This is a genomic window from Spirosoma sp. 48-14 (assembly GCF_001898575.1).
GTDB lineage: Bacteria > Bacteroidota > Bacteroidia > Cytophagales > Spirosomataceae > Spirosoma.
In genome coordinates, this window is sequence record NZ_MKUD01000079.1 from 26,625 (window position 1) to 51,401 (window position 24,777).

Genomic DNA, 24,777 nt, shown 5'->3' on the forward strand with positions numbered 1-24,777 from the left:
TACCATGGTTAGTTTAGCCATAGATCGGTGAAGTAGGCTATGAAGACTTCATCGATCTATGCCTAGACCAGCGCAAGAGGCTTCTAAAGTAAAGCTAAGCGAAGCCCGTTGAAGGCAGTACGTTGGGTCGCATTGCAGAATCGTACACAAATCCTCACCTGGCTACTATTTTGCAAGGATAGAGGATTTACAGACCGTCAGAGACTTTTCAGTCAAACGGTCGGTTGATTGAACCAGAACAGGCAGGCTTGATCTGCCATTCTGTTTGCCTTAAAGAACGCTTCACAATGCCGTTCGCGTAATCAAATTTCATACTTACCCCTTAGTTAACGGGTTTTATGAAATTTGGTAGTGCTATTATCAGCCTATGAGGAATTATGTACGATTCTGCAAACGTACCCTACGTTGCTGCCTATATCCCTTCGCATTAGTGTTCACTAAACTTAATCGGTAAGTTATACTTGACATTCACCGCATGGCCCGCCTGCTTACCGGGGTTCCAAGCGGGCATGCTCTGCACCAACCGTACCGCTTCTGTTGCCTCCCAGGATCCCTGACGATTCAAGGCCATTGCCTCTTCAATTGCCCCTTGATCCGTGACCGTAAAGCTAACAAACACTTTACCGGTCAGCTTCCGGCTCGAGGTGTCCTTTAGCTGGCGCACCTTGGCTTTCATAAACGACTCATAGGCTCTCATGCCACCCACAAATTCGGGGGGCTGTTCGACAATCGTAAATAGCTCGCGCTGGTGAGCCGACTCGGTTTGTGCCTGAGCTGAGCCCAAGAGCGTACTCAACAATATAACCAGCAGCGCATTGGCTGCCAGCCGATTCCGATGAAAAAGTGATTTGTTGTTCATAAGTAAAGAGTTTGGTAAATCTATCTCAGTTTAGCAGGTAGAGCTATGGATCATGACTTGTGCTCCTCTTCTGATACCGTACGTTCGTTCCTTGAGCTGCGGTGAGCGGTAGGCCATGGGCCGGCATTCCGGAGCAGGACCAATGGACTGATAGTAAAATCAACAAAAACACTCATTTGACTACACGGATCGGATGTTCTTTCTCATCTGAAGTAGGATAGTTTTTGTGAGACGGTTGGCAATAACCTAAAAAAAGGCGGCTGACCTCTACTGACAACTTTCGAATCACTTCGATTTTGATAGTAGGGTTGTTGAGTTTGGCCATACGGCTCAAAAGCAACCGCTTCTAAGACTATTTACAAAGATAGCTGTCTCAACCCAGGCAGGCCAATGCCCGACTCATTTTAGAAGTTGGCCAGCGTTGACTATAAGTCAGCATTACCACAAAAACTGGTTAGTTACGCCAAATGCCGACTCGTTTAATACCTCAGGTTGCACACTGGTCAGCCTTGCATAAACCCAGTTAGTATGTGAGGTTGGATTGATCCACTGGTTGTAGGGTAGCTTATACAACTGGCGCGAGCTAACTCGGCAGATATAGGCTGTTTCCAGCAACCATTCAGGACCTACTTCATCGGCTTTCTTGACGCGTAGCTCCAAACCGGTGATGTCTCCAAATGAATCATCAAACTCCAGCCTGTAATAGTCTTGGCTACCTTGTTCCCGGTCATCGACATTGGGTAAGTCTAAAACTCGCCAGGCACTGGCCCCGTGCGTGCCTAAAATTCGTGCTTCAACATCGGCATTGGTACCCGCCTTGGGCTTGCGGGGAGTTTGCAACATGATTGTGTATTTGGCCATAAGCGTAAAGGTGAAAAAGTTAGTAGTCGTCTGTTTCCTGTCTGGAATCCTGCTGCCGGGAAACAGGGCAATACTACTTAACCTATAGCTTATGTTCAATCGGATAAAGATATGAGCCACATTAAGAATGGCTCGAAGGTCTGCTGGTTCGGCAGTATATACAAACGTAGGCTACTGACTAAAACCACTGTATCACAAAATGCTCCTAATTGAGACGAAGAACCAGTAGTTGTAAACTGTAAATCTAGTTTGGAATCGATAATTTACGCCCCGGTGCGATAAGAATCCCGGTTAAAGTTAAGTAATAGACTAGCGCAGATTACCGCCTATCAAATTATGTTCGTTCTCTGGCTGAATTAGTCCTTTTACAATGGCTTCGCACTCAACCCGTATGCGTTCAAAATTTAAATCAGCATCGACGTCCGTATAAAAAACGGGTAGCTTACGGTTCGTCCCTTCGGCAAAGGTATAAGTAGGCAGCTTTAACCGAGTATGAAAAACGGGCTCAACCGCTTCGGCTGTAATGCCCACAAATTCGCCGGTTTCCATTCGGTTAACTTCATGAGGTTTAAACAATGCTTTGTCCTGAAGAGAAAAACTTACGCCTTGGCTGTGGGAGCCAGACTTTGAATCTATACCGTTGGGATTACTTCGGTTCTGGCTTTCATTCCGTTGAAGCATTTCCTCTTTCCCAAACAGCTTACTCACATACTCGCCCGTTTCGATATTGGGATTCTTACCAAATAACTGGGTGTTTAAGTTGGATATAATCGCATAAGCTTCTTCCTTCCCGTATGCTTTAATCATTTGACTTATATCCTGTGCCATATAAATAGTAGCTACTTTATTGCTTCTCGCCGTTGCGGGTAGATCGGATAAATTCGGTATGTAGCACTGAGGCCCCTCATCCAGCAGAACCATACTATGTAATTTATCCGGATTATTTAGCTGTTTTAGCGAAGCCGTAATGAGTAAGGAAACAACCGGTGAAAGAGCTTCAATAATATCCTGTTTGGTACCGATGCAAAGCAGCTTAGGGTATTGGGGATCATTCAAGTTGATGTCAAAATCATCGCCCGACAGTACCCAGGCTATTTCCTTGGTATTCATTCGCCCCAGCGCATTTTGTAAGGTACCATATTGACCCGCTAACTGAGGTTCTGCTTTAGTTCGAATGGCTGTACTGACGCTAGCCACAATCGTTTTGGTCTCATAGTTGGTTTCTAATAACCCGATCAACTGGTATACATCATGACCCAGGATCATATTGAGTACGTGCGGGAGTGTGCAGTAATTCGGATAATGAATCTTCATGTACCAGATGACGCCCGCAAGTATGGAAATAGCAGAAGTATCCCAAAAGTCTTTTTCTCGAATAGCTTTTCGGTTAAGTGTACAATAGAACGCAGCTGCAAATTCATAGGCGTACGCCTGAAAGTATAACAGTTCGGGTAGGAGTGGATTAATCCGGTGGCTTCTGGAAAGGTCGACAAAATTGACGATGGCTAGATCGACCTGACATTCAGAACGGCTGTAGTGATTATAGGCATACTCGGTGAGAGAGGGAAACTTAAAATCAAAAAGCACACCCGTGTAATTCTTATAGGCAGCTTGAGCGATAATCTGGTGTGCGACCGAAGCCGTTTTGCCTGAGCCATTGGAACCAATAATTCCCACGCCCCGAGCCGGATTCGGAATGTTTACCCATGTTCCATTGGCTCCCCGAAAACTGAATGAATCTGGGTTATCGATCTGCTTTTTATCCGTTGGTATTTTATACTTCGTTTGATCACCTTTTATGGAGTGAGTTAAAAATGGGGTTGAGAGAATCACCAAAAGCAGCCCCACCAATTCCGCGTAATAGCTATAGTGAAAGAGCTCAAATGTAAACAGCAGTAGACAACCTAATAAAAAACAACCTCCTAAAAGCAGTAAGACAATCCGGCCTACACTAAATAAGCTCTTTTGCTTTTTTCGATCTAGTTCGGCCTGTAAAGAGGTTTCAGGCAGTAAGAAGCAGCAGGCGTACAGGAAAATAAACCCTACACGGAGAACAAAGCCAGTTTTAAAAACCTGTTGCAATACAAAAGGGATAAATAGGAGCGGGTTATATTGAACCATCCCCTCCAGGCCAAGCAAAGCCAGTAGTAGAAGAGTTAGACTCCAGACTCCAATTTTAAGTTGATTAATATGCATAACCGGAGGGAAATGTAAACTAGTCTGTAATAAGATTACCTGAATGGCGATTTACAGGGACAGATCCTAAATGGGTCAGTTAATGTCACGTCCGTATGACAGGCCTAATTTCCACTGGCCATTCTCTTTGACGAATAGCTGATTAAATGTCTTGGAAAAGCCATCGCTATAGAATGCTCTTGCACTGACCATCGCTGAATCGACACCTTGATTGTGCTGCGATATCACCTCGACCTTTTTTAATCTTCCAATGCGCGTTTCCCTGGCAAACGTCTGTTCCATAATACCCGGCGTTTTACTGAATTCATGGATAAGCGGTTTAGAACAGTATTTAAAGACAGCCTGATTCAATACTGTTTTATCGCCAAGAAAGTATTTATTAGCCTCCTGGTAAACCGTCAGTAACACCTGCTTTGGCTCCATTGAGGTTGGGCTTAAGGTAGGCAACATGGCTTTATGTTTCTTAGCTGAAACATGTACGATGAGTTCAGCCACCATGACCGAAAACCCCAGTAATGCCAATGCAATAAACGTAATGAGGGGTAACCTGCTCTTTAGAGTGATTTTATTTTCCATGCATTTGGTGTTTGGGTTGAGTCTTTTTCTAACAAAAAAACAGAATCTAAATACGTCTCATCGGCATAGATGAGCACACCCTTAACTCGTACCCGACTCGAATCTTTTCCGTAGTCAGCCCGGTAAAAGTTGAACTTCCTGTACTGATAATTTTTGGTCAGCAGGGGTGACAGTTGCAGAAGTGAAGGCGTCGCATCGAATACATACCTGGACGCCAGCTCCCATTTTTGCGCATTAATGCAGCTCAGGTAAACTTCACAAATATGCTCAGGTGTATTCGGATTAGACGAGCACCCCATACTCATTAAACTGATGAGCAGAATAGACAGACAGGGTTTCATAACTTAATGGCTGCTAAGGCATACCGTTGGAAACTTCGTTCTCGCGCCCCATCGACATATTTTTGTTCAGCAGTCCGCTGAACCGCTTCAAACATTAATTCGTCGCCCTTCTGACGGAGCTCAGCCGCTTTTACGTAAAGATCGATGGCCCCTTTTTGATTGGCGATCCGTTCACCGGTCGTCATGCGAAGACTGGTTGCGGCCGAAGATGTACCAAAGGCCGCAGCGCCGGTCGATGGATCTTGCGAAAAAGCTCCATAATTCACGCCTGAACTTCCTTGAAAGGAAGCCATCGCCGTTTTAAGAGCATCAGCCTGCGCACGGGCAATCATATTCTGGACCTGGAGTTCCATCATTTTTTGGTCAGGTCCTTTAAACAAATCGCCAATCGCCTGTAGAAGCCCCCCCGTTCCTGTCCCTCCTGATTGAAGTTGTAGCATATTCTGCATCGCACCATCATTCCAGGTATTGTCAAATGAAAAAGGATCATTGAAGACATCGCCATTCGCTAAGGAGCCGGTGCTAAAAAGGCCTTTATTGGCGACCATCAGGGGCGTACCTTTGATGTCACCTTTTACGGCCAGATTCATAGCGAAAGCTTTTTTCTCGATCTCCTCGGCCATTTTATAATAGACGAGCGCCTGCTGGATCTTGCGTTTCTGCATAACGGTCTGTAGGCCATAGGTCCGATTCAGCGTATTCCGCTTTACTTCAAAATATTCCCCCAAATCCGCGACCTCAGCCTGACTTTCGGCGGTTCTACCCGTTTGGATGTAATCGTACAATTTCATGCCATCTGTTTCCTTCAAGTCCTGATTACTTTGAACAATACTGAAAATATAGGCCTGATCCCATAAAAGCGGCTGGATGTATTCATTGTAAGGAACCTTTGAATACCCACCGAAGGTATCCAGTTTGCCAACGTCCGAAAATTTATTGAATCGGGCAGCAATGTTGAGAAACTCGTCTGCTGTCCGTAACAGGTTTTCAATTTCAATCTCTGTTTCAAGCAAGGCACTGGTATTCTGTCGGGTACCATTGTTAATGGTATTCCCTTTTTGTAATTCACCAAGTTGTTTTTTTGCCTTATCAACCAGATTCTTAAGTTCAATTAATCGTTGAATGGCTGTCACGTCGATGGCGATTTGCGCGTTGACGGATCTGGTGATCAACATGCAGAAAGAAAGTACACCTGCTAAAATGATTTTCCGTTTCATGATCTTGATTTCTATTTAGTTGATTTGAAAAAAACCTGGTAGCCATCCTGAATTTCTACCTGTTGTATTGAGCGTTGGCGGCTGCCAGATGTAACGGCGTTGGCAATTCCACGAGCTGCTGAAGACCCAAGCGAACCTACTACACCCAACGCCGAACTATAGGGTATATACGTCGAAGCGCTACTGACAGCATCGTTAACAGTTGAGCCGCCGACCTGACGCATATTGTCATTGACATAATCATAATTGTAGGTAATACCTGTCTGATAATCGGTATCAACACACATCAAATCAACGGGTAACTTCTGACCCGCTATCATACGGGCCGGTACCTGAAATTGAATTCGCCCGGAGCCTAAGTAAGCCACCGCCGTTAAAATGGTATTACGGGGTATATATACACTTTGAAAGGTTACAGCTTCCGTGGTACGAAAGCGAACTTTTCCGCCCGTTCGTATCATTTGCTTGCCGTAAACAGCCGCAGGAATATAGCGTACTCCGTCAACCTCTTTGCTGGAGCTGACCACCGATGGTGTAGCTGAAGGACGCGATTCAGAAGCAGTAACTGATTCTGCCGAGGTGACATGAACTGTATTAAACGGATCGTCATTCAGGGCAACATCCCTTGACTGTTGGCGCTTAGGATAATGTTTTCGAGCAGCTATTCTTACTTTAGAAGGAGTGGCTACTGATGAATCTTTTTTGATTGCCTGAACAGGGATGGGCAGAGTTGTCTTTAGTTGAGCTGTATCAAGGAGTTTTTTCGACGGGAGTTGACCGACCGGTTTGTAATTCCATTTACGGGCTATATAGTTTACATCAGGATTTGCTGATTGCCCATTCAGGTTGTTGTTATTGATTTCAGCCTCAACGGAACTAACCATACTCGATTTTCCTGTACTGGTTTTTACGGTTTTATACAGATTTGGGTCATCTGGAGTTACTCGCAGTCCTCTTAGCCCCAAACTGACCGTTCGTAAACCGAACAAAGCACCGGCGATTAAAACGAGTGCCAACAGGATAAGCAAGGTCATCTTGTTTTTTGCCGCTATTGCGCGGGCCTTTTGAACCCGTTGGTCCGGATAATCCCCTAACGAGCTATCTGCCGTTGGAGGATTCGGTTTCATCTCGGGTCGTTTTCGAATCCCCAGAATGCCTAATAGTTTGGCTTGGAGTGTCATATTGGAAACAGGTTGGAGTTACAACAAGGGGGCTTTCATGATTTTTTGAGCAGGTACTTCCAGAGTGACGACCCTGGCACCTACTTTTTCCCGGAAGATGATTTCCAGATAGCCATCTTCCGTGGTGGAGTAGAGCGGAAGGGAATAATAAAACGCTTCCGTCCGCCCCGCTTCAATTCGGGCGGGTTCTAGCCGATCATCCGGTTTCATTTCCTCAAATTGTGGAGCGACCTTGTTGCGCAGTCGACGGGGTAATTTTTCCTTGTAGGTGAACGAAACGATGTCCAGTACGTAGGCAACTGTGGTCGTATTGTGAAAAGCAATCTTTAAATAGGTGCGTTCGGCATCGTTAAAAAGCTGTACACATTCCAGATCAATCCCGTCCTTCTCTTCCCGAATATGGGTATTTGGCTTGATTACCTTCATCCGGGTAAGCTTCGAACTCGCCGGAGCTACCGTTGATGAAAGCTGATTAGACCTGGTATTTCCCTCATCCAATACCCGGTAATCATAAAAGCTTTTTGATGGGTTTCGCTCGTATCGAATGTAACCGGTAAACAGCTTGGACCCCGCTTGAATTAATAAGGTAGTCGGTGTCGCATTGGGCGCTAACGCTTTTAAAAAAAGCATACGTTCGTTTTCCACCTTACCCACGTAGGCTTTCGTTCCCAGGTTTACCAAGCTAATTGGCTCGTCAAAAATGACGTAGCTCGTTCCTTCGACAGAGACAGTGATCGTGTCTAAATGCTGCGCTGTGGCCGGAAGCAGGATGGACCAAAACGCCAGTGTCCATAGGATATTCATCAGGGTTCTCGTTTTGGGTTGTATTCAATGAAATTGAACTCTTTAATCTGTAATCCGAATGGATTATCCTCGGAGCGGTACGTCTGAATCAGATTGAACTTGGCTGCGATCGGGACGTATTGAACTTCGTCGGGATAAAGTACCTTCTGCTGCGTGTAGACAATACCCGTATACGGTTGGGAGGACACATTGACTGTGACGCTATCAATTTGCAGTTCCGTTCGAATCGAATAACGGTTATAATTCTCCAGGACTTTGCCTTCCCGAAACGTCTGATAAATGGCTAATCCATCCTGCCGGTTAATTAGCTTAAAGGCCAGATCGATGCGGTCTTTAAAGGTTTCCGCATCATGGCTGAACATCAGGCGCATAAAGTTTTTTATGTGATTTCGGGCTTCATACACCGAAGGAGTAGCGGTGGGCGATTCAACCGCAGCCGTCGTACCTTTATCTGAAACGACGTATACTGTTTGGCGAGCTTCCTTTAAACTAGTCGAATAGGTCCATCCCCAAAAGGCATTGGAAATAAATAAAAGTAAGACTGTAACGATTGTAATCCATTTCAGAGCCGTAAATGCCTTACTAAAATTGACGGCCACACCGAGTTTATTCGTTTCTGTTACCATGATTGCTCGTTTAGGCTGTTTGATCACTGCTTTCTAGCATTTTTTGGCGTTCACGCTGCTGCTGTTTTCGTTTGTCACGATCCTGACGATAATCATTCAGAGCTTTGTTGGCCGCTCCACCCGCCATCATGGCCGCTGAACCCGCAGCACCCTGTGCTGCACGTAGAAATGACGCTGATGCCGCACTGCCAATAAAGAAGGAGGTTAACAGGGGGACACTTAAGTACATGAGAATAACAGCTCCATTAATGACTAAGACGTCAAGGACGGCTGAGGCTTCGGAGAGCGTTGTTCCTGTTGGAATATCGAATTCCTGAATAAAACCGGCCATGATGGCATCCAGAATGGACAGGGTTAAACCCCAAAGTGATGTAGAGATAAAGATGCGCAGCCAGTGGCCAATGGTTCCACCAAAGCCTGGAATAGTGGCTATGGTAAAGGCAACCGGCCCACAGGCTAAGGTAAAGGCCAAGAGCATACTTTTTATCCGCTCAACAAACAGCCGGACTATCATCGCTAAGCCATTTTCAACGGCCAGAATCAACCAGGTAAAAAACGACGTGGCATCGTCGAAGGGCACTTTGACGTTCGGAAAGGAAAATTCAGACGTATGTTTCTTTAAATAACCCGTCTCTGAGAGTGTGTTTAAAGACTTTAAAATATCTGTACTGCTATCAATTCCTGTTAAGCTTGTGAACCACAGGGTAGCGTCATAAATGGCATAAACTAAAGGGGAGTAAGCGGCCAGGCAAATCCATATGGCTATCACTTTGATGATAGCTGATGGATCAAACCGCATATCGCCAAAATACATTTTGGCCAGCGAAATCACCACGTGTAGAAAGAGCATGAGTGGAATGAACGTAAGGCATTTCGTAGCCATCCCGTCAATAATTTTCTGAGCCGCGCGAAAGAAAATTTCGCCTATGTTGTAGGAAGCCTGAAGCAGAATTAATCCGGCCATGTTCATAGTTTTCCCGTTTTTTTAAGTTCGACAAATTGTTGGATAGCCGCGTAAATGTCCCCGTATTCAGCTGTGAGCTGTCGCAATGTTTCTCGTTCCTGGGGCTTTGAGGTGGAAACGGCCTGGACGGCAAATGGAGCTTCTAAGCGGAATACCTTACCGTATTCACCTTGCTTTAAAAAGATTTCCCGGTAGTGCTTGTCAAGTTGTAGCGAGAGCACTTTATCTTTTTCGTGCTGGGTGAAGGCCAGCTCTTTGGAAAGCACATCAATTTCTTCCGTATCGGTGTGGCGTAGAATGTATTTGGTCGATGCATTTACTTTGATGGCCTTACCGATCGGAGAGGTGATGATTTCATTAATACCCTGGGTAATAATGGTCATACTGCCGTTGTTCTTCCGAATCGTGCGGTACATCAATTCAATAAAGTCGGTCATGGTGTCCGAAAGCATTGACCAAGCTTCGTCCATATAGATCCATTTATTGATTTTGGGATAGCGTGCTAGCTGATCGGCAGCTAATTCGGTAATGAGCATGCCCACAACGGGGTAAAGAATAGGGTTCGTTTTGATTTTTTTCATGTCGAAAATAATCAGCTTCTGTTCCGCTAAATCCTCGTACTCATCCGAGTTTAAGACCTCCTTATAGTGCCCGATGGCGAAGGGTTTTAGGCACAATAAGAACTCGTCAAAATGAAAAGATCCGGCCTGCTTCTGATACTCCCGATCCGCACTGCTTGAATCCATATAGTCTATTATGTATTCATAAAAGCCTGCTAAAGAAGGTACCGTAATCGCTGAATCTGTAGCTAAGGACTGCTTGTTGTAGTGTACGTAATAGAGTAAAAGCAACTCGTTTAGGACAGACCGTTCTGACTGCCGAACGGTGCCGTTCTGCCCTTTCCAAATAACAGTTAATAAATTCGTTAGAAAATTATTTTTATCGCCATTCAGAACGAACGTTCCATCTGGATTTCGCTCCACTAAAAAGGGGTTGAATTTTAGCGGTCGCTCGGGGTCGTACTCAAAATATTTGCCGCCGAGCGCAATAGATGCACTGAGGTAGGTGCCGCCCACATCAATGATGATTTGTGGTTCGCCCCGGTCAAATCGTTGCAGGATAAACCAGGCCATCGTAAAGGATTTACCACTCCCCGTCGGCCCGATTACCAGGGCATTTTGATTCTCTAATTCGGTATTAAACAGATTGACTAAAACTGGAACCCCAAAGCGATCACACAGTAAATCACCTTTCACATCCGAAGTGTATTTGGTCAAAAAATTTAGATAGGCGGCCCCATTATCGCCCGTCATCGTCAGCCACCGGTAGTTTTGGTCGGAGTTGCCGGGTGCGTTGGCAATGAATAGATTAGCCGTATCCATGCTTTCAATAAAACAGTCCGATGAACCCATTTCCCGGAAAGCAGCCACGGTACGCTGGATATGACGTTCCAGCTCTGAGGTGTTTCCCCCATAGAGAATGACGCTAACGGAAGTCGAAACAATGTTTTTATTTTCACTACGGACTTCTTCAGTAAAGTCAAGGATTTCTTCCCGCTTGATTCGATTATCCTGCGTCATCATAAAGTCGAGGTTCTGAATGACCTTTGCCGTTGTGTCCATGTCGGATAAGATCTTTTCTTTATTCATGATCTTTATCGACACGCTTAGTACATGCGGGAAGTAGAGGTAATTGGTCAGTGGATACAACCAGGGCGACATTATGTTTCTGGCATTGCGCGCGAAGGGCTCCAGCGGACTACCCTGACCAGACATCGTGATCACATTCACCCGCTTTTCACCAATGGCCGCATGGGTTGAAGAAGGGGAGAACGTTCTTAACGCATCGGTTGGCTGATAATCCTTGTCAAACTCCAGGTTATAATATTGCAGATAGAGGTTTTGCAAACCTTCATCATCCAGGCGATTGAACGAAATACCATCAAACGAAGCCAGCGTGGTCGTAAAATCGGCCGCTACCTGCTCAATTGCAGCTTGTCGGTCCTCAATTCGGTCAAACGGATTTTTCGTTAAACTCCGACCTAGGGCAAATAAGGTGTTGGCTGCATTGCGATCCCGTTCGAGTTCGGGTCCTATGCTGATCAGCAGATAGCCATCATGGAGTAATAGTTGTCGTTCGGAAAAATGCTCGATGGTTCGGCGCTGAAAGTAGGTTTTGTCACGGGTTGAAACCTGATACTCCTTGAAATAATAGGCGTCAAGCTTTTGAACAATAGTTCCTTCTGGTAGTACTTTCAATGCGCCGAAAAGAAGGGTATTCAAATAATCGTACTGCTTAGCGGACAGCTTTTCGGCCTCAATACCATTGACTGAAAATCCAACTGCCACCCGGCCATCTTTTAAAATAAGTTGGTTCGATTCTACCGAAAAGATGGGTATAATCTCATCAACTGTTTTTGTGTTGTTGTCGACGCTGAACATGGGGTTGGTTGCGTTTATCAAGGAAACTTAACTTTTTCATCCAAATCCGTCTGGGCTGAAAGAAGTGATAGGAGAGCAAACTGACGATGTATGAAGGGTGCTTGTTTTTTAGCCCATAGCGGACAATTCCTATGTATATGCCCATAGCTACAATGCCCGCAATGTTATACCAGACCGATATGGGAATAAACATGCGGAGGATGCCAATAAAGATCATGATCCCAAAAAATAAGGCCAGTGTGACGCCTAAATCGCGGATTTCAATGCCAAGAATCAGCGTCTTTTGTTCCAGTGATTTCCGTACTTCCATCGCTAGCTTATCTAGGCTCAAAACCACCTGCTGAACTGCCCCCAACCGATGAGGTGATATCTTCTACAATGGTGTTAAAGCCGTACCAGAGAATTGCTCCTACGACAAGCATTAGTAAGTTTCGGGCCGCATTGGGGGAGTTGGAAATAAAACCCGCTACGGTTCGAATCAGGCCGACTACCATGAGTATGATAAAAAGTGCATTGGCTGCCGTTTGGATAATCTTGGCAATGTTTTTTACCGAACCCGATACTCCTGACTGTGCGTAAGCCTCGGGACCCAGGATAATCAGCCCAAAGGCAATGATAAAAAAGGCTACCGATCGCGTTACTTGCTGCGTACTTCTTTGTTCTGAGAGTAACATAACGTGTTGTGTTTCAGGTGAATTAATTGATTAAGAAATCGAATGAAATTTTTATTTGGCTGATATTCAGTGATTAATAGTAAGGATCTGCATCAATGGTTAGGGCCGAACTGGCTTTTTTGTTATCCCTAGACGAGTGATAAAAGCCCTTGAATTTTTCGATGAGATATAGCTGAGTAAGTGGCCGGAAACTGAAAGGAAAAGGGCGGTAAACAGCACTGTACATACGCTGTCGATCAAAGCATCACCCATTGATTCTAGCACATCTATATAGGTGCTTTGCCATAGGAATCGATTGAGTAGGGGGCAGCTTGTTAGCCTTTTAGCATTCAGGATAAATAAACGGAGCATCATGCGTTTAGCTATGGTTTAGAGTTAGGATTGCGTTGTCTCCTTACGCTTGGGGCCAAAGTTTTTTAGGTTGGCCCTAAGTTTTTTTGCTTTCTCTTCGTCAAACTGACTTACCCCTTTTAGGGCCGTATTGATGGTTGCCAGCGGGCCTGATTCAATGGACTTTGCGGGTTGATTGACTCCAGTATATCCAGCGTCGTGGGCGTGTGAATTGGACTGCGGTTCTTCTTTTTTTACCCCGCCGTTTTGGAACTTGCCGGTGATTGACGTGGCTACAGGTTCCTGCTTTGATAAAGCCTGGGTTTTCGCGCTTGGGTCATGTTCGTTATTTTTATCGAGTTGAAAGCGGTTAATCACTCGTTTACTGCCTTCATTGTAGGCCAGCGCGGAAACGTGCAGTAACTGCTTTTCACGCAAGCCGGTAATTTGGTATAGGCTACCACGCTGGCTGGTTGCCTGTAAATAGCTTGTCTGATTTCCTTTAAGAAGAGCCCAGGCGATGCCTGTGAACCAGAGTATAGCCCAAAAAACACCAAACCCATCGTAAGGATCTCCAATTGAAAAACTATAAAGATTGTGGAAGAAATTTATACCAAAATAAAAATAGAAAATGACTGGTATAGTTGCGATGGCAACAGGCCAATAAACTCCTATTTTATTCTTTATGGTCATATTAAATATTATATTAATACAATTAAACTGAAATTTTTGACATATTTAGCCCATTCTTTAGCAAGTATAGCAAAAACTTCCTTAGAATTGTATGCTAATTTTTTATACCATAATAAAAATATTTTTTTACTTTAAAAATGGTAGAAAAAAGTAGCATTATTGAATGTTCCTACATTAATCCTAAGTAAGCTGTATGACGACCTTTGATGAGTATAAGAAGCGAATAGACCTGAGCGAATATGCCCAGCGTCAGGGATGGGAGATTGACCGTGATAAATCAACGAACTCGGCAACGGTCCTGGATAAAAAGGTTCTCGGCGAGACGCAGGATACGATTGTTGTGTATAAAGGAAAAGATCATGATTACTTTTATACACCCAACCACGACCGGGAGAAAGGAGACGTTATTAGCTTTGAGCGGATTAAAAATGGAACGGATTGGAAGGAAATAAATGACAAATTAGCCCGCTATGTGGGAGATGTCGATCAGCAGCGCATAGTACCTCAAGTAGTGAATACGCATTCGCATAACCAGGCTTTTCAGCATAACTTCAAGTTCCAGACGATCACGGAGACGGACTATCTGGAAAGTCGAGGGATAAGTAAAGCCACTATTTATGCTGAGGAGTTTAAGGACCGGATTTTTAACAAGGAATTTAGTTACAAAGAGTTTTTGGAGCGGGGCGTCAATCAGCTAAGTAAGTTGACACCAATACCAGAGGCTGAGAAAAAAGCCATTCAAGAAATTGGCCTGGAGAAATACTATTCAAAACCATTTTTTGACCAGCTTAAAACGATCCAGGGCCACGTAAAAGACACCGGCCAGTTGCCCGACAACTATTTAGAATCGTTGCGGAATACGTATGGTTATAAAGCACCGGAAGGTGCTACTGACCGAGTAATCGTGAATACATCGTTCCCCTTACGGAATGAAGAGCATGTTATTGCGGCCATCAATCGAAACAGTGAATATAACCGTATTGAGCAGTCGAAAGAAAACGCAGTGTGGTCATCCAGGACAGATTATGACAAAAGACCGGTTAACACAGTAGTCATTCATGAAAGCCCAATAGATTCACTGTCTTACCACCAACTAAATCCACCCGCAGCAGATGAAAAACGATTGTATATCGCTACCGCCGGTAATATTTCCAGAGAGCAACCGGTGCTCATTGAAAAGCTGTTGAAGGAAAGCCAAGCCGACAAACTGATTCTGGCGAATGATAATGATCCGGGGGGGATCAGACAGAATATAAACCTGGCCGGTCGATTGAATATGTCACCGGAAAGCGAAAGCATCCATGCTCAGCTAAATGTGCATGAACGAACAGACGGCCGATTGCTGATCACGCTTGTTCATCAGAATCAGCAGGAAGGACAGCAGCGACTCACCCAACTGGCGGAACGGTTCACAACGGCCATTAATAAAACGATTCCAGAGGGTGCTGAGAAAGAAGCCAAAGCCACAATCATTCAAAATGGTACACGTTCCTCCGAGCTGGAGATAGCTTTTACTGCCAACCGTGAAAATCTAATTCGAGTGGAAAAGGCCTTACTTCAGGAACGTGGTCTTACCAATTACATGCAAGTCCAGCGGCCTACTGAAAAGGACTATAATGAAGATTTAAAGCGGGCTACCCCATTCATTGTAGCCTACCAGGAACCTAATGGACGGGAGAATATTGCCGGGCGCTATAAGAAAGAAGTAGAAGCTTATGCCGCAGTTGCTGAAAAAGCCCAGGAAAAGCCGCAAACTCAGGTGTCAGCCTATATGGAAATCAAAACACCAGAGGGGGCCAAAAAAGTAGAATTAGCCCATTATGATCAGGAGAGTCAAAAAGTGGTTGCTACGCCGGAATTTGGCAAGCGAGTGGAAGAGCAGCAGAAACAACAAGAAATTCAAGACCGTACTCAACAAATAACCCTAGCCTCAGCAAAAGCGAATACTGGTGATATTAAAGTGGTTGATGGTGATGGCAATACAGTAGCTAGGACAGAATACACAGTTGAAGTATCGACTAATGGTCAGACAAAACTGCGAAAAGAATCACAGTATGATCAGGATAAATTAACCAGGGAGGGCACCTCAGGTAAAGAATTGCAAACGGCTATGAATAAAGAAGTCGCTAGTGCCACAGGAGCGGGTAAAGGGAATTTGGATGGAGCCGATTTAAAGGATACAAAGCAGGATATAAGCCAGGAGCAGGAAGCCAAACGCGGTCTGTCAATGTAAATCCATTCATCATAGCTCCATGAAAACCACCAATGAAACCATAGTAAATTATGTAAGGCGCAAAGGGCTAAAGCACAAAATAGTTGCTGAATCAATGGACATGAAAGCAACAACCTGGTATAAAAACCGTCAGGTCTGCTTCAAAAATGTATCCATCGAGGAAATTTCCAAATTAGCCCGTTTCTTGAAAATATCGCCTTATAAAGCCTTTGAGCTGACGTATAACCATTTTTATCAAGCCAGAAATCAGCAAGTTAAACCATAAGCTAATTGTACCCAAAAATTGTAGACCCACGGAAACGTGGGTTTTTTATTAATCAGTTAAAACAAGAAAAGAACGACGGGGAAAAAAAGGGGATTATGTTTACATATTTCATAATATGAGTTTATCTACATTGTAAAATATGAAATAAATGAGTAAATTTACTTCATAGTCAATCAGTTAAACGGCTAAATACTTAATCTTATGAAAACGAAATTCACCCCTAAATCGACCGTTTCAACCACTGCTAATTCGTCAGAAAGTGTAGATATCTACCAGAAAATCACCAATCTGTTTATTGAAAAAATTGAAGAAGGTGTTAATCCCTGGAACAAAACGTGGTCAACAGCGGGTCTCGCTCCACAAAACTATTTTACCAAAACTACCTATCAGGGGATTAATTTATTCTTGCTGGCATTGACCCCGTATGACGTTCCTTTTTTCTGTACGTTTAATCAGGTCAAAGCGCAGGGCGGTAAGATTCGTGCAGGGGCTAAAAGTTTGCCGGTTGTATATTGGAATGTCGTAGACAGTAAAACCGAAACCGTGACCCGCGATGGGAAGGAGGAACCAAAGAAAAACTCGTTTATTAAATACTATAACGTCTTTAATGTCCGTGATGTAGAGGGAATAGACTTTGTGATTCCTCAGCTTACAGTGGCTCAGCAGAAGAATCGGACCATTGCCGTTTGTGAAAACTTGGTCGCTTCTATGCCGAAGGCACCACTGATCCGCCATACGAATAAAAACGCTGCCTATTACGTACCTTCTGCAGATTACGTGAATATGCCAGACCTGGAGCAGTTTACTTGTTCGGCTGAATACTATAAAGTATTATTTCATGAACTGACCCATGCAACTGGTCATCAAAGCCGATTAAACCGGGAGGGAGTTACCCAGCTTTGTCGCTTTGGATCGACCAACTACAGTAAAGAGGAATTAGTGGCGGAGCTGGGCGCATCGTTTCTATCCACCTTTACCGGGATTGCATCGCCGGAGCTGTTAGATAATGCAGCGGCTTACCTAAAGGGGTGGTTACGCCCCCTGAAAGAGGATAAGAAATTTATCTTTTGGGCCGCTAAGGAAGCGCAGAAGGCCGTTCAATTCATTGCCCCAAACTTGACTGACTGGCAACCTACTGAGGAAGAATAAGCAGCATTAAACGAGCCCGCAATCATCTGAATTGCGGGCTTATCCGTAAAAACCTGTAAAATTGTCCGGCTACGCCGGATTGTTTAGAAACTCATGAAAAAGGAAGCACCTGTTTTTTATCTGGAGAAAACGACCTTTGTAATCAATGGTGTCAGTACCATCGGAGGAAACCAAAGGTTGTTTGTGGATGGCGTCGAAATTCTGCCAGAAAAAAGCCAGAAACTATATAATCACAGCCCCGATGGCTTTAGTTGGGGGTACAGCGGTTCCGGACCTGCTCAGAGCGCGCTGGCGATTTGTTTAGCGATTTTTAAGAACCAGCACGTAGCAGAAGGGCTCTACCAATCCTTTAAAGAAACGTTTGTCAGCCGCTGGCAACCCGTTGGAGCGCCTTTTCAGAAAGAAATCGATATAACGGATTTCCTCATCGATCACCGGGATCGGTTGCAAATTGCTCTAGAAAGGGAACAGAATGATCAGCAATGGTTGGAAGCAGAGATTGAGGAAATCATGTTCCCAATGGTGAAAGATTCAGTTGATGAAAAAAGGCCTGATTTGGCTTTACATCCGATTAGAGTTGAGCAAGTGCAGTCTTTACGATTTTGGCAGGTGGGTGATTTAGTAACCATCATTCACCCAAGTGAAGAAGGTATAAGAGCCTTAGTGTATGAGGTTTATGACCGGCCTGAAGATACTTACGGAATTAGTCTGCTTGCGGAAGATGGTCGTAATCTAGGGGGCTGGGAGCCTGAAACCTGGAAATTTCTGGAATTTAATCAGTCAACTGATTTAGCGTATAGTTTTGAAAATGTAGGTAAACTTAAACGTGATTTTCAAAGGGGTTTATTCACCCCTTATTTTGGTAGGATTTAACATGCGACACCCAATTGAAAAATACAATCAGCAACAAGCTGAAGCTCTAGCAAGTTTGCCCGAGGACCAGCGAGACTATATGGCACGAATGTTTAGAATTGGGAATGCGTCCTATGCCTATTATAATCAAGTTAAAGAGCTCACGGTATTTGGTAAGGAGAGTGAAAGTGATCAGCCAAAGGGTGATTTATTGGATTGGTTGGAACAGCATCTCGGTGTATCTGAGGGAGACCGAGTACAGACGGAAAGTCGATCGGCCCGTGAATTGCTGGATGTCTATTTTGAAGAATACTTGGCAGGATTGCCTCACGATGGACTCCGACGAATAGAAAAGGAGGGTGGTCTTGATAAAGCGAAAAATAGCTATCCGTTCCGTCGTTACGTTCTGGAACGACACGACCTGGGTATGGACGAGTTTCTGCGGCAAAATCTGAGCGAAGAAGACTATGCGTTTCATGTAGAATGTGGTAAACCACTGTCCGATGAAACATAAATTACCTTGTCGATTGAATAATATGGCTTGGTCAGAAGCTTCGCAGGTAAACAACGAATAGCATGGAATCTAAAATAATAACTGCCTTTAATGTTTATAAAGGTGCGTTAACTGAACTAGCTAGTACTTTAAAGAGTCGCGTGAAAGCGAGTTCATCGCTGAAGGCCTTAAAAGAGGAGCTAGGCTTAACAGGTAATATGTACTACCAGCGATTGAATTACCCGCAGAATATTCCCGCCAACGAAATTGCTGCCTTCTCAAAGCTGCTTAACGACGATACCCTGATTCAACTTTATGACAAGACTCAGGCATTAGCTCAACAACTTTCCGAGGTAATTGCCGAATATATAAAAGAGGCTGATTTGACTATTACGTTCATCTGCAAAAAGTTAGACACGGATCCTTCAAGTTTTTATCGAAAGCAGAAAGACCCTCGCTTGTGGAGTAAAGAGGAGGTTGAAAAAATCACACAAATTGTAGAAACAATTAAAAACTTGTAAATCAATTTTTCAAGGGCTTTAAACAACTGCGTTAATATGGCATTCTGGCCATGCCCAAGTACGACAATTTAAAAGAAATACTTGCGTCTTGAATACGGGGGCTATCATTTTAAATGAATTAAGGCTATTAGTAATATACTTCCATGCCTGCCAATATATTCCGTTATCAGCTACCCAAAAAAGCAATCAAATCCGATTGTCCGAGTTGCGGTCCTAAACACCACAAAACGTTAAGTCGGTATATAGACACGCAAACCGGCGAACCCTTACCTGAAATGTATGGCCGGTGCGATAGGGAAAGCAATTGTGGTTATCATCTAAATCCATACCACAAAGGAGAGTCTGGAACGTCCTATTTTGAGGAGATGAAGGCCCAGACTCAGGTTGGGCCAATCCCTAAATCTTGGTTTACCTTTGCAGCTCGTCAGAAGCATGCTGGCGTATTGAAACAGGATATCATTGCTCATCTTTTGCAACTGGAAGGTGCCAGGCTCGAGCAAGCAGAAAGAGTTGTGGATTTCCTTTTTGAAAAATCTTCGACCTTTAACCGACCCATTGAACCAAAAAAATCTATCTCGACAGCTCAAGCCAGTCAGCTTTGCACTATTCCGGAGGATGTATTTAAACAGTCACTGGATCATTATGAACGCAATCAGTTTGCCCAACTATTAAGTCGTCATTTTGGAAATATAGTTGCCGATGAACTGTTAAAGCGTTTTAATATTGGCACATCTGGACGTTGGCCAGGTGCCTGTGTGTTTTGGTATATCGATGAGTGGCATCGAATACGTGGAGGGCAGATCAAACTGTTTGATGATACATTTCACACGGTCAAATACGTCATTAAAGCGGGCGAAAAACGTAGCCGAACCACCTGGGTCCATTCATCGTATGCACGTCGTTGTGATGAATTAAATAAGCCCTATCCAGCCTGGCTGACGGCTTATCTAGATGAGGAAAATGACGTGCAAAAATCCCCCTGCCTATTTGGTTTACCGCAACTTTTAAACGCCGATATAAGTCAACCAATTGCAATTGTTGAAGCACCCAAAACCGCAGTCATCTGTACTCCTTATTTCCCGGGATTTATCTGGATGGCCGTGGGAGCTTTATCGTATTTGAATACTGAACGATTGGCTCCACTGCGTGGACGGCGAATCGTTTTATACCCTGACCTGTCCAAAGATGGAAGTGCATTTGATCGCTGGAATCGGGTAGCGGGTGAACTATTGGCTCAGGGGTTTGATATCACCGTTTCGACTTATTTGGAAGATAATGCGACGGATGATGAACGAGTTGCCGGAGCGGACTTAGCTGATTTCTTACTTGAACAATGGCAAGACTACTCCTCCCAGTGGATTGAGTAAATCGGAAGTTTTTTCTGAACGGTGGTCGGGTAGGAGGGTAGAGGGGCTGGAAACGGCCCTTTGTGCGTTCAATAAATCCGTTTAATTAAATGGTTCAGTGACATGTAAAAGGATAAGGATTAATTGAAGACTGAGTTTTGAAAACAACGCAAACCTCTGTCAACTATTAAGCTTTTTTATTCATTCAAAGTTTTCAGTCAAGTATTATGTACTTGTGGCTGTAGAATGGTTAGCCAAAAGGCCACTTTTGATTAAGCGGCCTTTTGTTATATTATCTTTCGAATTCACAAATGTTCCCCACTTCTAGTTCATTAAGTATTAATTCAAAAACTTCTGTTGGCGATTTCCTAAGCAACTTGGCTATACCAATAATATCTTGAACAGTGAAGGTTTCAGGGTGCACAATCAATTTTTCTACATCTGTAACGGAGAGCATGGTTGAAATCTGATTCATGATCGTTATGGTTAGATAAAGAACTAAACCAAGATCTACATAAAACCCCAATTATGAATGGGAGGATGGCTAAACAGGTATAAACTTGTGCTATACAGGTCTAGATGCGTGATGAATCCTGTACACTCAAATAGGCTACATATAAATGATTTAATTATGAGTCGTTTTAGTTGCGGAGTGAACACTACATCCATTTCTTAGCTGGCTCTACAGTGTTTAATCTCCTTGATTACTCATAAATCAACCGGTTAGGAAGATCAGTTAAAACTCGAAATTTCAACTTATTTGATTACTCAATGTCGATTTCCAAAGAACCAGTATATGCTCCACAAGAAACGATTCTTAGCCAAATAGGATCAGTTAAGCTGGTCGTAAAATCAGAGGCTGATGCAGAGTCTATTGTCTTATTAAAAAATGCTGTTTACGGCACAAGCGGTATTCGTTATCAACAAACTGGCCAAGACCAAAAACTAAACCAACTGTCCAACCCTTTTTTCTTTCATCTATATATTTCTGACATCCTTCAAGGTTTTTATTGCCTCGATCATCGGCTTGTTACCTATCCATTTGGTAGTATGAATGCCTTTTATGGGCGCTATTTTGCCATCCATGAATCAGCCCAGGGAAAGGGATATGGTCGATTTTTAAAAACTTCGGCTGTCAATTACATTACGGAGACAATTCATGCACCTTATCTGTTGTACTCGTTCATCGAAGAGAAAAACACACGTTCCCTCTCCTTGTCAAACCAAACAAATTTTGCAAGTGTTGCACAACTTAAAACGTTTGTCTTCCGTAGCCTAAATCCAAAAGCAGATGTGCGACTGAAAAGGGCCTCATCAGCAGAACTTCCCAAAATCAAATCTTTTCTGGCGACCTATTACGCTGATTATGGATTGGTAAACTTTGATAAAATAGGCTACCAAGGAAATTACTTTACACTGACAGTAGGGGAGCAAGTTGTAGGAGGGGTACAAGCCAATCCCGTTACTTGGAATTTTTTACAAATGCCCAACTGGACCGGCTGGTTCCTCATGAATATCCTACCAAGAATACCCTACCTAAAAAAACTATTTCAACCAGACTATTCGTTTTTAGCACTGGAAGGTATTTACCTGGCTACCGGGCAAGAGGGTTTGTTCCCAATTCTCATCGAAAGTGTACTAGCTTTTTTCAACTTAAACAGCGCTCTTTTCGAGGTTGACTGTCAGGATAAGCGATTAACAGCCATGCTCGCCCGGATGGGCTTACTCAGCGGCTATCAGGCCGATGTTACCACACATGCCATGGTTAAAGCCTGCGGCTTATCCGCTAACCAATTAGCTCAGCTACAGGTATCTCCGGTTTATTGCTCTTCTTTCGACTTTACGTAATTAGTGGAAACTTCGAACTCAACGCAGCTAACAGAATTATTGGAACAAGCAAGGCAACACTTGTCCCAACCTTTTGCGCATAAGCAACGCAAATTGCTTACCTATCTCAATATTGCTTATATCACACTGGCCATATTTTTTCTGTCCTTTGAAAAAATAGAAACTGGAAACTTTGTCCCTCATGTCGCACTGGCCTATGTTTATTTATTCGTCGGTGCTGCGAATTTCTTTTCTGCCCTTTACAACTATTGGATTTTAGCTGGAAAAACTAAAATTACCCTAGTGGGTCAACAGATTGATTTAGACCCTGAAAGTAAGTTTGATATTGCCTCCCGTTGGGTAAGTATCGTTTCCATTATGTTTCTGGCTTTCCTAAACATGATCGGATTCGAAAACCCTTCTAATGATTCAATCTTGGTCGATTTTGCCTTTGGCCATTCTTTAATTGTTCTAGCTGCTATCCTTCTTGGCCGCAAAGCTGCCTTTGTCTGGTTTTTGATTGTCCTAGGTACTCTTTTTCTAAAAGCGTATAGTATAGGCTTTACTTATCAATATAATTACTTGACTAAGGCCGAATCAACTCGTTACGAAAAAGCCCTTGAACGGAATGAAAACTGGGCTTTACAACGAAAAGCTACTTTGCAACGGGAAGGCTTAAACCCACCCAAAGTAGTCCGGTATCTGAATGAATGGATTGTCTTTATCTTGATTGCCTTCTTCACGGCTTATTTCTTTACGGGTATTTCGCTGGATATGATAAAAATCATTCCGTCCGTTACCCAACGGTTAGCAAATGCCATCGATACGGTTAAAGAGCAGGAGCTGGAACGGGAGCGGGAAAAGAATTTACAAGAAGAGCAGAAAATGCGTCTTGAACAGGAAACCCTGCATGCTGAGCTTAACTTTTTAAAATCTCAGTTGAATCCCCATTTTCTCTATAACACCTTATACTATTTGTATGTAAAGAGCCGCGAATACTCTGACGATTTAGCTGATTCACTTTTAAAGGTGTCTGACATTATGCGTTATAGTTTGCGGGAGGATTCAAAATTCGTGCTGGTTCAGGAAGAAATCACGTATTTAAAAGATTTCATCGCCTTACACCAGATGCGATATAAAAATAAGCTTCAAATAGAATTTAACGTCCAAGGCCCTACCGATCAGAAGTTCATAATTCCCTTTATATTAATCAGTTTAGTCGAAAACGCGTTTAAACATGGACGGATGACAAATATGGATTTCCCGCTTACTATTAATCTGAACTGCTATACAGACCGAATCGAGTTTTATATGCGGAATCAGAAAGGTCATAAGCCGACTGTAGATTCAACGCATGTAGGTTTAGCGAACATTCAGCGCCGACTTGATTTGACGTACCCTTCCTCCTATACCTTTAAAATCGAACAAGATGAGGATTCCTTTTCTTGTTGGTTATCGATCCTAGCGTAAGTACCTAATTTTTATTGCCATGACCTGTATCGTAATTGATGACGAGGAATTTGCTATCCAGTATCTTGAGGATTTGATCCATAAAGTGCCGTACCTTGAGTTAAAAGGCTCATTTTCTGACCCTTCCGAAGCCATTGTCTATTTGAAGGCAAATCCAGTAGATCTCATCTTCGTCGATGCCGAAATGCCAAATCATGCTATTAATGGAATTGATTTTATTAAAATCGTTGGACAATTTCAGAAATATGTCCTGACGACAGCATACCCTCAATACGCACTACAAGGCTACGATTTAGATGTCATTGATTTTCTGCACAAACCATTTGGCTTTGATCGTTTTTTAAAAGCTGTACAAAAAGCCCAAACTAGCCTAGAGCCTTCAGCGAAACCGAGTCCGGCTCTGCCTAGAGAATCTTTTATTTATGTGAAGTCAGAAGGTAACTTGATCGCCGTGTACTTTGACGAAATCTGTTGGATTGAAACAGCTCCAGAGCGCAACTACATTCATATTTTTACGCAAAATGACCGTCTAACCTCCCATTTATCACTTAGTGACATTGAGTCCCAATTACCTCATACTTTCTTTTCTAGAATTCATAAATCCTTCATTGCTGCCAGGACTAAAATACGAGTGGTTAATAAGGATAAAAACACCGTCAGTATTCTTCGACAAGGAGAATTGAAGGAATTACCTGTAGGAGAATCATACCGGAAATCCTTATATCAACTGATTGATAGAAAAGTCGTTCGAAAAGATGGTAAATGAATTGGTGTAGAGAAATTCTATTAATATTCTGCTTTATAGCGTATGCTACTGATTGAGTTGGACAGTTATTAAAATCACCGGAAAGCGCCCTC

Annotated in this window: 25 protein-coding genes; 10 read left to right on the forward strand and 15 right to left on the reverse strand. The window is 43.4% G+C overall.

Features of this window, described 5'->3' with window-relative positions; genetic code table 11:
• Nucleotides 1-427: 427 nt before the first annotated feature.
• The 14 genes from BGO59_RS32070 to BGO59_RS32135 all read right to left on the reverse strand — a co-directional run bounded on the left by BGO59_RS32070 (nucleotide 428) and on the right by BGO59_RS32135 (nucleotide 13,763).
• A complete protein-coding gene (locus BGO59_RS32070; protein WP_293691138.1) occupies nucleotides 428-859 on the reverse strand; it encodes an energy transducer TonB in 432 nt (143 codons plus the stop codon).
• A gap of 438 nt (nucleotides 860-1,297) precedes the next feature.
• Entirely contained in the window at nucleotides 1,298-1,720 is a 423-nt protein-coding gene (locus BGO59_RS32075; RefSeq protein ID WP_293691140.1) for a PLAT/LH2 domain-containing protein, read from the reverse strand.
• A 309-nt stretch (nucleotides 1,721-2,029) separates the two neighbouring features.
• Nucleotides 2,030-3,916, reverse strand: a complete 1,887-nt coding sequence (locus BGO59_RS32080) for a type IV secretory system conjugative DNA transfer family protein (protein ID WP_293691142.1) — start codon at nucleotides 3,914-3,916, stop codon at nucleotides 2,030-2,032.
• Between the two features lie 75 nt (nucleotides 3,917-3,991).
• On the reverse strand, nucleotides 3,992-4,492 hold the full coding sequence (locus BGO59_RS32085) for a hypothetical protein (protein ID WP_020597326.1): 501 nt from the start codon (nucleotides 4,490-4,492) through the stop codon (nucleotides 3,992-3,994).
• The gene (locus BGO59_RS32090; protein WP_020597327.1) at nucleotides 4,471-4,833 is read right to left on the reverse strand and encodes a hypothetical protein; all 363 of its coding nucleotides are present in this window, start codon (nucleotides 4,831-4,833) and stop codon (nucleotides 4,471-4,473) included. The genes BGO59_RS32085 and BGO59_RS32090 overlap by 22 nt, the downstream gene beginning before the upstream one ends.
• On the reverse strand, nucleotides 4,830-6,050 hold the full coding sequence (locus BGO59_RS32095; protein ID WP_293691145.1) for a hypothetical protein: 1,221 nt from the start codon (nucleotides 6,048-6,050) through the stop codon (nucleotides 4,830-4,832). The genes BGO59_RS32090 and BGO59_RS32095 overlap by 4 nt, the downstream gene beginning before the upstream one ends.
• An 11-nt stretch (nucleotides 6,051-6,061) precedes the next feature.
• Entirely contained in the window at nucleotides 6,062-7,231 is a 1,170-nt protein-coding gene (gene traM, locus BGO59_RS32100; protein WP_020597329.1) for a conjugative transposon protein TraM, read from the reverse strand.
• An 18-nt stretch (nucleotides 7,232-7,249) separates the two neighbouring features.
• Entirely contained in the window at nucleotides 7,250-8,035 is a 786-nt protein-coding gene (locus tag BGO59_RS32105; protein WP_293691148.1) for a DUF4138 domain-containing protein, read from the reverse strand.
• Complete coding sequence (locus BGO59_RS32110) at nucleotides 8,035-8,661, reverse strand: hypothetical protein (protein ID WP_020597331.1); 627 nt, start codon at nucleotides 8,659-8,661, stop codon at nucleotides 8,035-8,037. Before BGO59_RS32110 ends, BGO59_RS32105 begins: the two co-directional genes overlap by 1 nt.
• A gap of 10 nt (nucleotides 8,662-8,671) precedes the next feature.
• Entirely contained in the window at nucleotides 8,672-9,625 is a 954-nt protein-coding gene (locus BGO59_RS32115) for a hypothetical protein (protein WP_157634686.1), read from the reverse strand.
• A gap of 2 nt (nucleotides 9,626-9,627) precedes the next feature.
• Nucleotides 9,628-12,066, reverse strand: coding sequence for a DUF87 domain-containing protein (locus BGO59_RS32120; RefSeq protein WP_020597333.1), 2,439 nt, complete (start codon nucleotides 12,064-12,066; stop codon nucleotides 9,628-9,630).
• Nucleotides 12,032-12,376, reverse strand: a complete 345-nt coding sequence (locus tag BGO59_RS32125) for a hypothetical protein (RefSeq protein ID WP_020597334.1) — start codon at nucleotides 12,374-12,376, stop codon at nucleotides 12,032-12,034. Before BGO59_RS32125 ends, BGO59_RS32120 begins: the two co-directional genes overlap by 35 nt.
• 7 nt (nucleotides 12,377-12,383) lie before the next feature.
• On the reverse strand, nucleotides 12,384-12,740 hold the full coding sequence (locus tag BGO59_RS32130; RefSeq protein WP_020597335.1) for a hypothetical protein: 357 nt from the start codon (nucleotides 12,738-12,740) through the stop codon (nucleotides 12,384-12,386).
• 375 nt (nucleotides 12,741-13,115) lie between these two features.
• On the reverse strand, nucleotides 13,116-13,763 hold the full coding sequence (locus BGO59_RS32135; RefSeq protein ID WP_293691152.1) for a hypothetical protein: 648 nt from the start codon (nucleotides 13,761-13,763) through the stop codon (nucleotides 13,116-13,118).
• 193 nt (nucleotides 13,764-13,956) lie between these two features.
• On the opposite strand from BGO59_RS32135, the gene BGO59_RS32140 reads away from it, so the two are divergent.
• The 7 genes from BGO59_RS32140 (at nucleotide 13,957) to BGO59_RS32170 (ending at nucleotide 20,643) form a co-directional block, all read left to right on the forward strand.
• The gene (locus BGO59_RS32140; protein WP_293691154.1) at nucleotides 13,957-15,996 is read left to right on the forward strand and encodes a toprim domain-containing protein; all 2,040 of its coding nucleotides are present in this window, start codon (nucleotides 13,957-13,959) and stop codon (nucleotides 15,994-15,996) included.
• A 19-nt stretch (nucleotides 15,997-16,015) separates the two neighbouring features.
• Nucleotides 16,016-16,261, forward strand: a complete 246-nt coding sequence (locus tag BGO59_RS32145) for a hypothetical protein (protein ID WP_293691156.1) — start codon at nucleotides 16,016-16,018, stop codon at nucleotides 16,259-16,261.
• A gap of 201 nt (nucleotides 16,262-16,462) precedes the next feature.
• On the forward strand, nucleotides 16,463-17,410 hold the full coding sequence (locus BGO59_RS32150) for a zincin-like metallopeptidase domain-containing protein (RefSeq protein WP_020597340.1): 948 nt from the start codon (nucleotides 16,463-16,465) through the stop codon (nucleotides 17,408-17,410).
• Nucleotides 17,411-17,503: 93 nt separating this feature from the next.
• Nucleotides 17,504-18,283, forward strand: a complete 780-nt coding sequence (locus BGO59_RS32155; protein WP_020597341.1) for a DUF6166 domain-containing protein — start codon at nucleotides 17,504-17,506, stop codon at nucleotides 18,281-18,283.
• Nucleotide 18,284: 1 nt separating this feature from the next.
• A complete protein-coding gene (locus BGO59_RS32160) occupies nucleotides 18,285-18,776 on the forward strand; it encodes a hypothetical protein (protein WP_020597342.1) in 492 nt (163 codons plus the stop codon).
• Nucleotides 18,777-18,838: 62 nt separating this feature from the next.
• A complete protein-coding gene (locus tag BGO59_RS32165; RefSeq protein WP_020597343.1) occupies nucleotides 18,839-19,276 on the forward strand; it encodes a hypothetical protein in 438 nt (145 codons plus the stop codon).
• Between the two features lie 143 nt (nucleotides 19,277-19,419).
• Nucleotides 19,420-20,643 carry a DUF6371 domain-containing protein gene (locus tag BGO59_RS32170; RefSeq protein WP_293691161.1) on the forward strand — a complete coding sequence of 408 codons (1,224 nt, stop codon included), beginning with the start codon at nucleotides 19,420-19,422 and terminating at the stop codon, nucleotides 20,641-20,643.
• 271 nt (nucleotides 20,644-20,914) lie between these two features.
• Here the strand turns inward: BGO59_RS32170 and BGO59_RS32175 are convergent, their stop codons facing one another.
• Nucleotides 20,915-21,097 carry a hypothetical protein gene (locus BGO59_RS32175; protein WP_020597347.1) on the reverse strand — a complete coding sequence of 61 codons (183 nt, stop codon included), beginning with the start codon at nucleotides 21,095-21,097 and terminating at the stop codon, nucleotides 20,915-20,917.
• Nucleotides 21,098-21,393: 296 nt separating this feature from the next.
• Here BGO59_RS32175 and BGO59_RS32180 point away from each other — a divergent pair, with 296 nt between their 5' ends.
• Genes BGO59_RS32180 through BGO59_RS32190 form a run of 3 tightly spaced genes read left to right on the forward strand, consistent with a single transcriptional unit; the run spans nucleotide 21,394 to nucleotide 24,685 of the window.
• The gene (locus BGO59_RS32180; protein ID WP_293691163.1) at nucleotides 21,394-22,470 is read left to right on the forward strand and encodes a hypothetical protein; all 1,077 of its coding nucleotides are present in this window, start codon (nucleotides 21,394-21,396) and stop codon (nucleotides 22,468-22,470) included.
• 3 nt (nucleotides 22,471-22,473) lie between these two features.
• Nucleotides 22,474-23,919 (forward strand): sensor histidine kinase, encoded by a 1,446-nt coding sequence (locus BGO59_RS32185; RefSeq protein WP_211221678.1) that lies wholly within the window; start codon nucleotides 22,474-22,476, stop codon nucleotides 23,917-23,919.
• Nucleotides 23,920-23,938: 19 nt separating this feature from the next.
• Nucleotides 23,939-24,685, forward strand: coding sequence for a LytTR family DNA-binding domain-containing protein (locus BGO59_RS32190; RefSeq protein WP_020597350.1), 747 nt, complete (start codon nucleotides 23,939-23,941; stop codon nucleotides 24,683-24,685).
• Nucleotides 24,686-24,777 lie beyond the last annotated feature (92 nt).

Coding starts and splice junctions, on each gene's coding strand:
- BGO59_RS32145 (WP_293691156.1), top strand. CDS start 16,016: ATGAAAACCACCAATGAAACCATAGTAAATTATGTAAGGCGCAAAGGG.
- BGO59_RS32175 (WP_020597347.1), bottom strand. CDS start 21,097: ATGAATCAGATTTCAACCATGCTCTCCGTTACAGATGTAGAAAAATTG.
- BGO59_RS32170 (WP_293691161.1), top strand. CDS start 19,420: ATGCCTGCCAATATATTCCGTTATCAGCTACCCAAAAAAGCAATCAAA.
- BGO59_RS32140 (WP_293691154.1), top strand. CDS start 13,957: ATGACGACCTTTGATGAGTATAAGAAGCGAATAGACCTGAGCGAATAT.
- BGO59_RS32070 (WP_293691138.1), bottom strand. CDS start 859: ATGAACAACAAATCACTTTTTCATCGGAATCGGCTGGCAGCCAATGCG.
- BGO59_RS32125 (WP_020597334.1), bottom strand. CDS start 12,376: ATGGAAGTACGGAAATCACTGGAACAAAAGACGCTGATTCTTGGCATT.
- BGO59_RS32130 (WP_020597335.1), bottom strand. CDS start 12,740: ATGTTACTCTCAGAACAAAGAAGTACGCAGCAAGTAACGCGATCGGTA.
- BGO59_RS32180 (WP_293691163.1), top strand. CDS start 21,394: ATGTCGATTTCCAAAGAACCAGTATATGCTCCACAAGAAACGATTCTT.
- BGO59_RS32120 (WP_020597333.1), bottom strand. CDS start 12,066: ATGTTCAGCGTCGACAACAACACAAAAACAGTTGATGAGATTATACCC.
- traM (WP_020597329.1), bottom strand. CDS start 7,231: ATGACACTCCAAGCCAAACTATTAGGCATTCTGGGGATTCGAAAACGA.
- BGO59_RS32115 (WP_157634686.1), bottom strand. CDS start 9,625: ATGGCCGGATTAATTCTGCTTCAGGCTTCCTACAACATAGGCGAAATT.
- BGO59_RS32190 (WP_020597350.1), top strand. CDS start 23,939: ATGACCTGTATCGTAATTGATGACGAGGAATTTGCTATCCAGTATCTT.
- BGO59_RS32110 (WP_020597331.1), bottom strand. CDS start 8,661: ATGGTAACAGAAACGAATAAACTCGGTGTGGCCGTCAATTTTAGTAAG.
- BGO59_RS32155 (WP_020597341.1), top strand. CDS start 17,504: ATGAAAAAGGAAGCACCTGTTTTTTATCTGGAGAAAACGACCTTTGTA.
- BGO59_RS32080 (WP_293691142.1), bottom strand. CDS start 3,916: ATGCATATTAATCAACTTAAAATTGGAGTCTGGAGTCTAACTCTTCTA.
- BGO59_RS32105 (WP_293691148.1), bottom strand. CDS start 8,035: ATGAATATCCTATGGACACTGGCGTTTTGGTCCATCCTGCTTCCGGCC.
- BGO59_RS32075 (WP_293691140.1), bottom strand. CDS start 1,720: ATGGCCAAATACACAATCATGTTGCAAACTCCCCGCAAGCCCAAGGCG.
- BGO59_RS32090 (WP_020597327.1), bottom strand. CDS start 4,833: ATGAAACCCTGTCTGTCTATTCTGCTCATCAGTTTAATGAGTATGGGG.
- BGO59_RS32085 (WP_020597326.1), bottom strand. CDS start 4,492: ATGGAAAATAAAATCACTCTAAAGAGCAGGTTACCCCTCATTACGTTT.
- BGO59_RS32165 (WP_020597343.1), top strand. CDS start 18,839: ATGGAATCTAAAATAATAACTGCCTTTAATGTTTATAAAGGTGCGTTA.
- BGO59_RS32150 (WP_020597340.1), top strand. CDS start 16,463: ATGAAAACGAAATTCACCCCTAAATCGACCGTTTCAACCACTGCTAAT.
- BGO59_RS32135 (WP_293691152.1), bottom strand. CDS start 13,763: ATGACCATAAAGAATAAAATAGGAGTTTATTGGCCTGTTGCCATCGCA.
- BGO59_RS32095 (WP_293691145.1), bottom strand. CDS start 6,050: ATGAAACGGAAAATCATTTTAGCAGGTGTACTTTCTTTCTGCATGTTG.
- BGO59_RS32160 (WP_020597342.1), top strand. CDS start 18,285: ATGCGACACCCAATTGAAAAATACAATCAGCAACAAGCTGAAGCTCTA.